The sequence below is a fragment of the Neisseria sp. HMSC070H10 genome (assembly GCF_001837635.1).
Lineage (GTDB): Bacteria > Pseudomonadota > Gammaproteobacteria > Burkholderiales > Neisseriaceae > Neisseria > Neisseria subflava_A.
The window spans coordinates 897-12,101 of record NZ_KV833365.1 but is presented as its reverse complement, the minus strand read 5'-3'; the positions used below and the strand labels follow the sequence as shown (position 1 = coordinate 12,101).

14 protein-coding genes are annotated in these 11,205 nt (G+C 49.1%); 10 read left to right on the top strand and 4 right to left on the bottom strand.

Going from position 1 to position 11,205, the window contains the following annotated elements; all coding sequences use genetic code 11:
• Positions 1-47 precede the first annotated feature (47 nt).
• The 3 genes from HMPREF2606_RS04230 to xseA form a co-directional block, all read right to left on the bottom strand.
• Positions 48-857 (bottom strand): sulfite exporter TauE/SafE family protein, encoded by an 810-nt coding sequence (locus HMPREF2606_RS04230; RefSeq protein ID WP_070712042.1) that lies wholly within the window; start codon positions 855-857, stop codon positions 48-50.
• A gap of 1 nt (position 858) precedes the next feature.
• The gene (gene pssA / locus HMPREF2606_RS04225; RefSeq protein WP_070712041.1) at positions 859-1,638 is read right to left on the bottom strand and encodes a CDP-diacylglycerol--serine O-phosphatidyltransferase; all 780 of its coding nucleotides are present in this window, start codon (positions 1,636-1,638) and stop codon (positions 859-861) included.
• A 123-nt stretch (positions 1,639-1,761) separates the two neighbouring features.
• On the bottom strand, positions 1,762-3,111 hold the full coding sequence (gene xseA / locus HMPREF2606_RS04220) for an exodeoxyribonuclease VII large subunit (RefSeq protein ID WP_070712040.1): 1,350 nt from the start codon (positions 3,109-3,111) through the stop codon (positions 1,762-1,764).
• 181 nt (positions 3,112-3,292) lie between these two features.
• Between xseA and lpxK the strand changes: the two genes are divergently transcribed.
• From lpxK to adk, 6 genes are all read left to right on the top strand, one after another.
• Positions 3,293-4,303 carry a tetraacyldisaccharide 4'-kinase gene (lpxK, locus tag HMPREF2606_RS04215; protein ID WP_070712039.1) on the top strand — a complete coding sequence of 337 codons (1,011 nt, stop codon included), beginning with the start codon at positions 3,293-3,295 and terminating at the stop codon, positions 4,301-4,303.
• A gap of 64 nt (positions 4,304-4,367) precedes the next feature.
• Positions 4,368-5,033 (top strand): DUF2059 domain-containing protein, encoded by a 666-nt coding sequence (locus tag HMPREF2606_RS04210; protein WP_070712038.1) that lies wholly within the window; start codon positions 4,368-4,370, stop codon positions 5,031-5,033.
• A gap of 83 nt (positions 5,034-5,116) precedes the next feature.
• Positions 5,117-5,299, top strand: a complete 183-nt coding sequence (locus HMPREF2606_RS04205) for a Trm112 family protein (protein WP_049329252.1) — start codon at positions 5,117-5,119, stop codon at positions 5,297-5,299.
• Positions 5,296-6,054, top strand: coding sequence for a 3-deoxy-manno-octulosonate cytidylyltransferase (gene kdsB, locus HMPREF2606_RS04200; RefSeq protein WP_070843358.1), 759 nt, complete (start codon positions 5,296-5,298; stop codon positions 6,052-6,054). Before HMPREF2606_RS04205 ends, kdsB begins: the two co-directional genes overlap by 4 nt.
• 21 nt (positions 6,055-6,075) lie before the next feature.
• Positions 6,076-6,594: a 3-deoxy-manno-octulosonate cytidylyltransferase gene (locus tag HMPREF2606_RS04195; RefSeq protein ID WP_070585739.1), complete on the top strand. Its 519-nt coding sequence runs from the start codon at positions 6,076-6,078 to the stop codon at positions 6,592-6,594.
• Between the two features lie 71 nt (positions 6,595-6,665).
• A complete protein-coding gene (gene adk / locus HMPREF2606_RS04190) occupies positions 6,666-7,313 on the top strand; it encodes an adenylate kinase (protein ID WP_049329255.1) in 648 nt (215 codons plus the stop codon).
• Positions 7,314-7,388: 75 nt separating this feature from the next.
• On the opposite strand, the gene HMPREF2606_RS04185 is transcribed toward adk, so the two are convergent.
• The gene (locus tag HMPREF2606_RS04185) at positions 7,389-7,751 is read right to left on the bottom strand and encodes a hypothetical protein (RefSeq protein WP_070843357.1); all 363 of its coding nucleotides are present in this window, start codon (positions 7,749-7,751) and stop codon (positions 7,389-7,391) included.
• A gap of 114 nt (positions 7,752-7,865) precedes the next feature.
• On the opposite strand from HMPREF2606_RS04185, the gene HMPREF2606_RS04180 reads away from it, so the two are divergent.
• From HMPREF2606_RS04180 to rfaD, 4 genes are all read left to right on the top strand, one after another.
• Positions 7,866-8,126: a helix-turn-helix domain-containing protein gene (locus tag HMPREF2606_RS04180; RefSeq protein ID WP_070843356.1), complete on the top strand. Its 261-nt coding sequence runs from the start codon at positions 7,866-7,868 to the stop codon at positions 8,124-8,126.
• A gap of 102 nt (positions 8,127-8,228) precedes the next feature.
• Complete coding sequence (gene pyrF / locus HMPREF2606_RS04175; protein WP_070843355.1) at positions 8,229-8,969, top strand: orotidine-5'-phosphate decarboxylase; 741 nt, start codon at positions 8,229-8,231, stop codon at positions 8,967-8,969.
• 57 nt (positions 8,970-9,026) lie between these two features.
• Positions 9,027-9,989 (top strand): D-glycero-beta-D-manno-heptose-7-phosphate kinase, encoded by a 963-nt coding sequence (rfaE1, locus tag HMPREF2606_RS04170; RefSeq protein ID WP_070712035.1) that lies wholly within the window; start codon positions 9,027-9,029, stop codon positions 9,987-9,989.
• A gap of 140 nt (positions 9,990-10,129) precedes the next feature.
• Complete coding sequence (gene rfaD / locus HMPREF2606_RS04165) at positions 10,130-11,134, top strand: ADP-glyceromanno-heptose 6-epimerase (RefSeq protein ID WP_070585737.1); 1,005 nt, start codon at positions 10,130-10,132, stop codon at positions 11,132-11,134.
• Positions 11,135-11,205 lie beyond the last annotated feature (71 nt).

The following is an 11,205-nucleotide window of genomic DNA, read 5'->3' as shown; positions in this document are numbered from 1 at the left end:
AAAAGGCCGTCTGAAAGATTTTCAGACGGCCTTTTTCACAAGAAAGATTAATGTATTAAATTCCAAGCCATCTTGGCGGCAATCAGCAGCAACATGATGCCGAAGGCGATTTTGAGTTTTCGGGCGGGCAGCTTGTGCGCCGTTTTTACGCCGAGCGGAGCAAAGAGGATGGTGGCAACGCTCAATATGGCCACGGCCGGAAGATAGATAAAGCCTGCCGCGCCTTCAGGCAGGTTGGCAATATGCAAACCGTTGGCAAAATAGCCGATGGTGCCGGCAATTGCAATCGGCCATGCCAGACCTGAAGATGTGCCGATGGCACGGTGTGCCGGAAAGTTGCAATACAGCAGAAATGGAACGGATAGTGAACCGCCACCGATACCGACCCAACTTGAAGCCGCCCCAAAAAGCGTACCGACGGCTGTCAGACCGGGGAGTTCAGGCAGGGTGCGTGAAGGTTTGGGTTTGGAATCGCATAGGGTTTTAAGTGCGATAAAGGCAAGAAATGCAATAAAGAAAACTTGCAAGGTTAGCGTCGGCATATATTTTGCCGTTGCCGCGCCGAGGAGTACACCGAGTATCATGCCAGGCGTCATTCGGCGGACGGTCGCCCAATCGATGGCGTGCTTTTTATGTTGGGCGAACATACTGGAGAAGGTGGTAAACACCATGACGGCAAAGGAAGTGCCGATGGCGAGATGCTGGGCATAGGGGTGAGCGCCTATGCCTTGCAGCTGCAACGCCCATAAAACAACGGGAACAATCAACGTGCCGCCGCCTACGCCGAATAGTCCGGCAATAAAGCCCGCCGCGCTACCGACAGCGAGCAGGGCAAGGATGATGTCCCAAGACCACATTTCAGACGGCCTTATTGTGTTTGTGAGTTTTGTGGCGTTTTTTAAACCAGCGGATGACTGCCATCACATAACCGGACAGGCTGTAACCGAGGAAGAATAAGAAGAGGACGAGCGAAGGCTTCCAGTTGATGAGCAGCAATACCAACACGGCCAATACCATGCCCATAAACGGCACTTGGCGGCGGATGTTAATTTCTTTGAAGCTCCAAAACGGAATCTGCACAATCATGGAAATACCGGCAAACAGGGTGATACCCAATGCCCACCAATGCACGCCGGGGAAGCGTTCAAAGCTGTGGTTAACCCAAATCAGGCCTACAATCAACGCAGCGGCGGTCGGGCTTGGAACGCCGATAAACCAGCGTTTATCGACTTTGCCGATGAGCGTGTTGAACAGTGCCAAACGCAGGGCGGCGCAGGCGCAGTAGATAAAGGCGACGGAATAACCGATTTTGCCAAACTGCCAAAGTTGCCATTTGTAGACGATCAGGGCAGGCGCCACGCCGAAGCTGACCATATCGGCAAGGCTGTCGAGCTGTTCGCCGAACGCGCTCTGGCTGTTGGTCAAACGGGCAACGCGTCCGTCCATGCCGTCGAGCAGCATGGAAAGGAAAACTGCAATCGCCGCCGTTTCATAACGTCCGTGCATGGACTGGGTAATGGCGAAGAATGCGCAAAACAGTGCGGCGATGGTAAAGGAATTGGGCAGCAGGTAAATGCTGTTTTTGCGGATGGAGTTGCGTGGAGGAATCGGATTTTCTGTATTTTGTGCGTTGTCCATAATGTTTCCGTATATGCTGCGGGTGCAGATGAGGCATTATACCGCATTGGCAGGTTAAGGATTTTTAAAAGGCAGACATAGTTTCACTTCAATCGCATAAAGTTTCAGACGGCCTTTATTTTGTCAGTCAAACAACTCGCCTTGTGCCTGCTCTTTGGTCACGCGTACGTCGGTTTCGCCGTCGGCAAAAGTGATGTGCAGTTTTTGACCTTGTTTCAACGTATCGGCATTGCGGATGACTTGTCCGCGTGTGTTTTTGACGACGGAGAAACCTCGCTCCAGAATATGCTGCGGCGATACGGCTTCGAGCAATGCGGCTTGGGCGGTCAGGCTTTGACGGCGGTGGGTGAGCAGTTGGCGGAAGGAATGCGATAGGGCCGTCTGAAAGCGGTCGATATTTTGTGTGTAACCGGAAACATCAGGACGGCAATGTTTCAGGGTTTGGGTTTGGCGTTCAAAACGGGCGGTGTGGGCGCGGAGGTTTTGCGTCATCGAGTAAGACAGCGTTTGCGCCAGTTTGCTGATTGAAGCGCGCTGATCGTCAAGTTTTTGGCGCGGATGACGGATTTGCCGTGTGAGCCAGTCGAGTTTTTGGCTGGCATCGAAATAGCGTTGTTCCAAAACGGTTTTCAGACGGCCTTGCGCTTGGGCGAGACGGTGTAGCGATTCTTGGCGGTTGGGGCTGACCAATTCTGCCGCGCCGGTCGGTGTCGGTGCGCGCACGTCGGCAACAAAATCGGCAAGCGTGAAATCGGTTTCGTGTCCTACGCCACTGACGACCGGAATCGCGCAGGCTTCGATGGCGCGCACGACCGGCTCTTCATTAAACGCCCACAAGTCTTCAATGCTGCCGCCGCCGCGACAGACAATCAGTACATCGCATTCGGCGCGTTGCGAAGCGGTTTTAATCGCTTGGGCAATTTGCAATTCACTGCCCGTGCCTTGAACGGGTGTCGGATAAACGATAACGGGGATTTCGGGTGCGCGGCGGTTTAAGGTGGTCACGACATCGCGCAAAGCCGCCGCCGCCAGGCTGGTGACGATGCCGATACATTGCGGACGGGCGGGTAATGGTTTTTTGCGTTCCGCTGAAAACGCGCCTTCCGCCTGCAACTGCGCTTTCAATCGTTCATAGGCTTCGTAAAGCTGCCCCAAACCTTTGAGCCGTACTTCGTTTACGGTAATCTGAAATTCTCCACGCGCTTCATAAATGCTGATTTTTCCTGATACTTCGATATGGTCGCCTTCTTTCAAAGGCTTCGCCAAGCGCATAGCCGCGCCCTTAAACATCGCGCAACGCACCTGCGCGCGGCTGTCTTTGAGCGAGAAATAATAATGTCCGCTGGCGGCACGGGTCAGGTTGGATACTTCACCGGCAATCCACAAGCCTGCAAGATGGTCTTCCAGCAAGGCTTTGGCGAGGGCGTTGAGTTCGGATACGGAAATGGAGGAGGGCGCGAAAAGTTCGGACATTGCGAAACAGGAAAAATTTAGGAAAGTTGAATTATAAGGGTTTTAGAGCGATTCGTTGTATTCGTTTTCATGAAACTTGCGCCCTTTGTTTTAATATTATCAAAGCTGCATGTTCAGACGGCCTTGTCTGGGCGGGCTTGTGTTATATTATCGTTTGATTTTCGCCTCAAAAGCCGTGCGTATGCCCAAACTCCACCAAATTATCGAACGCCATTGGCAATCCCCCAATCCGTTTTTGTCTTTGCTGCTGAAACCCTTATCCAAGCTGTTTGCCAAAATTGCGGCGAAACGGCGCGATGATTTTGTTTCAGGCCGTCTGAAAAGCGAAAAATTGCCAGTGCCTGTGGTGGTGGTCGGCAATATCCATGCAGGCGGAACAGGGAAAACGCCGATAGTCGCCGCGCTGGTGTCGGATTTGCAGGAAAAGGGCATTAAGGTCGGCATCATCAGCCGAGGTTACGGGCGCAAGAGCAAGGCGGTTCATGTATTGAATACAGCTAGCAGTGCGGCAGATGCAGGCGACGAGCCTTTATTGCTGTTTCGCCAAACCGGTGCGCCGACGGCGGTAGGTAGCAGCCGCGCAGAAGCAGGCAGGGCATTGCTTGCGGCGCATCCGGAGCTTGAATTGATTGTGACCGACGACGGCTTGCAACATTATGCCTTGCAACGCGATATGGAAATTGCCGTATTCCCGGCGGCAGATACAGGACGTACCAATTTGGATTTACTGCCCAACGGCAGCTTGCGCGAACCTTTGTCTCGGTTGGCTTCCGTTGATGCGGTCGTCGTCAGTGGCGGAAAAGCAGATACGGCATTCAGGCCGTCTGAAAATATGTTTGCCAGCCATATTGAAACAGGGCAGATTTACCGTTTGAATAGGCCGTCTGAAAAATTGGATTTGGCGGGTTTGGGAAATCAAACCGTCGCCGCTGTCGCCGGTATCGCCAAGCCGGAGCGTTTTTTCAATACGTTGCAAAGCCTGAATATCGCTTTGAAACAAACCGTTGCCTTGCCTGATCATGCAGATATTACGGCCGCGGATTTGCCGGACGCAGATGTGGTGATTATCACGGAAAAGGATGCGGTCAAATTTTCAAACGGCCACGACCTGAATCATGTGTGGGTCTTGCCTGTTTATGCGATAATTAAGCCGGACTTGGCGGCGTTTGTATCCGCGAATGTTTCAATCTAAATGCTTATAGATGTTTCACAGATGTTTTAAAGATGGTCTTCAAACTACGCGATAGGAGTAAATCATGAAGTTAAAATATTTGTTGGTCGCTTGTGCAGCTTTATTTGTATCTACTCAAAGTTTAGCTGCCAAACCAAGTGATGAATCTGCAATGAAATGGTTGGAGATTCAAGGGATAAGCAATAATTATAGCGAGAAAGTGCAACGTTCTTTGGAGATGGTGAATAAAGAGGACAATGAGCGCTTGTTAACGATGACGCCCAAAGCTCAAAAAGCGCAGATGAAGGCGGTCATCAGCCGTTATATGAAAAACATGCAAGATGATTTGAGCCGCCCTGAGTTGAAAAAACAATGGTTGGATGAAGAAAAGCGTGCCGTACAGAAAGTATTTACACAAGAAGAAGTCGATGTGCTCAACCGCTTTTTCTCTTCCCCTCGGGGCAAGGGTATTTTGAAAAAAGTCAATCATCTCAGACAGCATGGCGGAGATATTGATAATGTGCTGAGCCAAGCAGACGTGGACAGCATGGCAAAATTGTTTGAGCATGGGGCCGGTAAGTCTGCATTTGAAAAGATGGAACGTTTCGATAAATTGAATGATGAGATTGTTAAAAAGACAATGAGCAACAACTATATCAACGCAAGCAGGAAATATACGCCCGCTTTTGAGGCGCAAACGCGTGATATTTTGTGTAAGGGCAATAAACATTCTTCGGAATGTGCCAAATAATGTGCAGGCCGTCTGAAAATATTGATATTTATACTGTCCGAATCATCTCAGATGGCCTTGATATAACTACCGAAAGTAACCCCATGGAAAAAAAATTCTTAGACATCCTCGTTTGTCCTGTAACCAAAGGCAAACTCGAATACCATCAAGACAAACAGGAATTGTGGAGCCGTCAGGCGAAGTTGGCTTATCCGATTCGTGACGGCATCCCTTATATGTTGGAAAACGAAGCGCGCCCGTTGAGCGAAGAGGAACTGAAGGCATGACCGAATTTGTCGTATTGATTCCGGCGCGGTTGGATTCTTCACGTCTGCCGGGTAAGGCTTTGGCCGATATTCACGGTAAACCGATGGTTGTACGCGTTGCCGAGCAGGCGGCGAAAAGCAAGGCTGCGCGTGTTGTCGTTGCCACCGACCATCCTGATATTCAGACGGCCTGTCAGGCGCATAGCGTCGAAGTGGTCATGACTTCCAATCAACATGAAAGCGGTACAACGCGCCTTGCCGAAGCGGCCAATACGCTGAAACTGCCGCAGCATCTGATTGTTGTGAACGTACAAGGCGACGAGCCTTTAATCGATCCCGAACTTATCAACCGTACAGCCGAAGTTTTGGTTGAAAACAATGTGCAAATGGCGACCGCCGCCCACGAATTGCACGATTTTGACGAGTTTATAAATCCTAACGTCGTCAAAGTCATCCTCGACAAAAACCGCAACGCCATCTATTTCAGCCGCGCCCCGATTCCTTATCCGCGCGATGTGATGCGTGCCGAAAAACGCGAATTGCCTTCCGAAACAGCCGTTTTGCGCCATATCGGCATTTATGCCTATCGTGCAGGTTTCCTGCAACGCTATTCGGAAATGGAAGTTTCTCCTTTGGAAACCATCGAATCGTTGGAACAGTTGCGCGTCCTGTGGCACGGTTATCCGATTGCTGTTGAAATCACCCAAGAAGCGCCTGCTACCGGTGTGGATACGCAGGAAGATTTGGACAGAGTACGTGTTGCGTTTAAAGCTTAAGGCCGTCTGAAAGGAAAAGACATGAATGATTTCCGCCATTTGAGCCGTGAAGAACAAAAATTGCTTGCCGACGTGGCGAAGCTGGTAAGAGAAGATGAGCAAGAATTCAACTATGACATGCTGAAAATAGAAGCGCCGGAGCAGGCCAGTGGCGAGTTTTGGTTCCGCATGGCAGAAATGCTCAGCACTTTGCCGCCCAACCAGTCGTTGGACTTGCGTATGAACGGTGGACGCTTGACCGTTGCCGTATCGATTTTGTCGGTATTGCTGCAAGACAATCCGGATGTTCCTCAGCTTTGGGCACAAAAAATCATTGCGCTCAACTATTTGGCTCATGGCCATCAAACCCGTGCAATCGGTCTGGCGCAGCAACCTGACAAAGCGGCCGAAGCCAATGAGGAAGAATATTTGGCAAAAGCCTTATCGCAAAACTTGCTTTCCACTTTGAAAGACGCGATAGAGCGATTCCCTGAAGACGCATGGTTTATCGGAATGCGCGACGATGCATGGAAGCATTTCGGCCCGAAAGAAGCCGTCTGAAGTTTTGAACGATAAACATAAGCCGTGTAAAATTATCTGAACATTAAATCCGTCAACCAAAAGGACTCATCATGAAAGTATTATTGTTGGGCGCACCGGGCGCCGGCAAAGGCACACAGGCTCAATTCATCACTGCTGCATTCGGCATTCCTCAAATCTCTACCGGCGACATGCTCCGCGCTGCCATCAAAGCAGGCACTCCGCTGGGTTTGGAAGCAAAAAAAATCATTGATGAAGGCGGTTTGGTACGCGACGACATCATTATCGGCATGGTTAAAGAGCGTATTGCCCAAGACGACTGCAAAAACGGTTTCCTGTTTGACGGTTTCCCACGCACATTGGCACAAGCCGAAGCCATGGTTGAAGCGGGCGTGGATTTGGATGCGGTTGTTGAAATCGACGTACCCGACAGCGTGATTATCGATCGCATGAGCGGTCGCCGCGTTCACTTGGCTTCCGGCCGCACCTACCACGTTACCTACAATCCGCCCAAAGTCGAAGGCAAAGACGACGTAACCGGCGAAGATTTGATTCAGCGCGACGACGACAAAGAAGAAACCGTCAAAAAACGCCTTGCCGTTTACCACGAGCAAACCGAAGTGCTGGTTGATTTTTACAGCAAGCTGGAAGGCGAACACGCGCCGAAATACATCAAAGTTGACGGCACTCAGCCGGTAGAAGCCGTGAAAGCCGAAGTATTGAAAGGTTTGGGCAAATAAGTTTTGTCGAAGTAAAATCATGAGGCCGTCTGAAAAAATATTTTCAGACGGCCTTTTCATATTATTGTATGTGGGTCAACTGAATTTTTGTTCCAGTTCTTTTGCTAGAGTCCATCCTGCTGCTTCAAGTAATGCAACAGAAATAGTTGGTGCAACAACGCTGCCTAAGCCTGGAATTAATTTTGATAATTCTTTTGCTATTGTTTTTATGGGTTGTTTTAACATGGTATTTTTAATTGCAGCAATAGCCATTGCTTTGGCAGCTGCTTCGGTCATATTACCACCAAAAACAGCACAAAGGCTTGTGCACATGGTAGTCATTGTAACCATATCTGTAGCAATACCCAGTCCCGGTACGGGTACGGCGTTGCCTGCGGCAGCAGCAATTGCATGAGAATGAATAATTTTATGGCATTTTGATTCTTGGTCTGGTGTCATGGTTTTCTCACAATAAATAGGTAAAGTATAAAATCATCAAATACTACGTTATTCGTAGTAAATAATCAAGAGAAATATACGAAATTCGTAACTTTGATTTTTAGGATAGAAGTTATGAATTTACAAGAAGTTTTTACAAGGCGATTTAAGGAAGCGAGAAAAGCAAAAAATTTGACGCAGGAGAAACTGGGACTGGCGATAGGATTAGATGAGTTTGTAGCAAGTACGCGTATTAATCGTTATGAGAAAGGAAATCATCAGCCTGATTTGAATACTTTGCAGAAAATTGCTGAAGTATTGGAAGTTCCACCAGCCTTTTTTTTCAGTGATGATGAATTTTCTGTAAAAATTTTAGATTTATATGAGAATAATTAAGGTGTGTTGTGATGAGGCCGTCTGAAAAAATATTTTCAGACGGCCTTTTGTGTACAAAAGCTGTTAAAATCGAAGCTATAACTGTTTATCCGCAGGCATCTTATGAATCCCTTAATCTCTGACTTTCAAACTCCGCAACAACGCACCCCCGTCATCGTTGCCCTTGATTTTGACAACGAAAAAGACACGCTCGGATTCGTCCGCAACCTTGATCCGACCTTGTGCCAAATCAAAATCGGCAAAGAGCTGTTTACCGCAACTGGCCGTAATTTGGCAGAAAGCTTAATCAATCAAGGTTTCAAACTTTTCCTCGATTTGAAATATCACGATATTCCCCACACAGTTGCTCAGGCCTGTAAAGTTGCTGCCGATATGGGCGTTTGGATGGTCGATATGCACGCCTCCGGTGGCCGCCGCATGATGGAAGCCGCAGCAGAAGCCGTTGCCGGATATCAAACCAAGCCGCTTTTGATCGGCGTAACCGTGTTGACCAGCATGGAACAAAGCGACTTGGCAGAAATCGGTTTGAACATCGCCCCTGAAGAACAAGTCATCCGCTTGGCGAAACTGGCGCAAAGTTCGGGCTTGGACGGCGTGGTATGTTCCGCTCAAGAAGCCGCACCATTGCGCCGTGAATTGGGACAGGATTTTGTCTTGGTCACACCGGGCATCCGCTTGGACGTTGCCGGCAATAATGACGACCAACGCCGTATTATGACACCGGCCGAAGCATTGGCCGCTGGTTCAACCTATTTGGTAATGGGCCGTCCAGTAACCAAAGCTGCCGATCCGGTAGCCGTATTGCGTGAAGTGAACCGCGTGGTAAACCTTGAAGCAAACTGATTTTCAGGCGACCTTACAGGTTGAGGCCATCTGAAAAAAAAACACAACGGAGGCAATATGCCCACCAAGTTCCAACAAGAAACCCTCAAATCCCGTTTTGCACAAGCCAAAGTCCTGGTTGTCGGCGATGTGATGCTCGACCGCTATTGGTTTGGCGATGTGTCCCGTATTTCTCCTGAAGCCCCTGTGCCGGTGGCGAAAATCGCCCGTATCGACCAGCGGGCGGGAGGGGCGGCAAACGTTGCGCGCAATATTGCCTCATTGGGCGGTAAAGTAGGGCTGTTGTCCGTGACCGGCGATGACGAAGCTGCAGATGCACTGGACACATTGATGGTGCAAGATGGCGTTTCTTCCTATCTGATGCGCGACAAGCAAATTGCGACTACTGTGAAATTGCGCGTTGTTGCCCGTAATCAGCAGCTTATCCGACTTGATTTTGAAGAATCGCCTCATCGTGAGGTGTTGGAACAAATCAAGCATCAATACCGCGAAGTGTTGCCTGAATACGATGCCATTATTTTTTCAGATTACGGCAAGGGTGGCCTGTCGCATATTTCCGATATGATCGATTGGGCGAAACAGGCCGGTAAACCTGTTTTAATCGACCCCAAAGGCGACGATTACGAAAAATATGCCGGCGCTACGCTGATTACGCCGAATCGTGCAGAATTGAAAGAAGTGGTGGGCAGCTGGAAAAACGAAAACGATTTGACCGAGAAAGCCCAAAATCTGCGCCGTCATCTTGACTTGACCGCGATTTTGCTGACACGAAGCGAAGAGGGGATGACCCTGTTCAATGAGGGCGAGCCGATTTATCAGCCTACACGGGCTCAAGAAGTCTATGATGTATCCGGTGCGGGCGATACCGTTATTGCCGGAGTGGGCTTGGGTTTGGCCGCTGGTTATACCATGCCCGAAGCCATGCACCTTGCTAATACTGCAGCGGGCGTTGTCGTGGCAAAACTTGGTACGGCGGTTTGCTCGTTTGCAGAGTTGAATAAGGCATTGGAAGAGCAATAATGATTGTTTCAGACGGCCTTAAAATTCTAAATGCCGTCTAAAAATAGAGTTGGAAAATAATCCAGACAGACAAGTTTTTATTTTCAGACGGCATGATTTCTTCAAGGCCGTCTGAAAAATCAAAATAAAGGAAATTCATTATGACCATTATCGTAACAGGCGCGGCCGGCTTTATCGGCAGCAATATCGTCAAAGCACTTAACCAGCGCGGTATTACTGACATTGTTGCCGTTGACAATTTGAGCAAAGGCGAAAAATTTAAAAACCTTGCCGAGTGTGAAATTGCCCACTATCTCGATAAACACGAATTTATCCGCCAAGTGCGCGGCCATCTTCTGCCTTATGACGATATCGAAGCCGTTTTCCATCAAGGCGCATGTTCCGATACCATGAATCATGACGGCCTTTACATGATGGACAACAACTATCAGTACACGCTCGACCTCTTAGATTGGTGTCAGGACGAACGTATTCCGTTCCTCTATGCCTCCAGCGCCGCCGTGTACGGCAAAGGCGAAATCTTCCGTGAAGAGCGCGAACTGGAAAAACCACTCAATGTGTACGGCTACTCTAAATTCTTGTTTGACCAAGTATTGCGCCGCCGCATGAAAGAAGGCCTGACCGCCCAAGTCGTCGGCTTCCGCTACTTCAATGTTTACGGACAACAAGAGCAACACAAAGGCCGTATGGCATCCGTCGCCTTCCATCATTTCTACCAATACCGCGAGCATGGTTATGTCAACCTATTCGGTGCCAATGATGGCTACGGCAATGGCGAGCAAACACGCGACTTTGTCAGCGTAGAAGACATTGCCAAAGTTAACCTTTACTTCTTCGATCATCCCGAGCTTTCAGGCATCTTCAATCTCGGTACAGGTCGTAGCCAACAGTTTAACGATCTTGCCGCTGCCACCGTCAACGCCTGCCGTGCAGCCGAAGGCAAGCCTGAAATGAGTTTGAAAGAGTTGGTTGAAGAAGAACTTATTCGTTATATCCCATTCCCAGATGCGCTTAAAGGCAAATATCAGAGCTTTACTCAAGCGGATATCACCAAGCTGCGCGAAGCCGGGTATAAAGAAGAATTCTTGGATGTAAAACAAGGCGTCAGCCGTTACGTTAAATGGATGCTGGAGAACTTGGTTTAAGTCCTTCTGATTTGAATGATAAGGCCGTCTGAAAAACTTTCAGACGGCCTGAGACCTTTGCAAAATTCCTT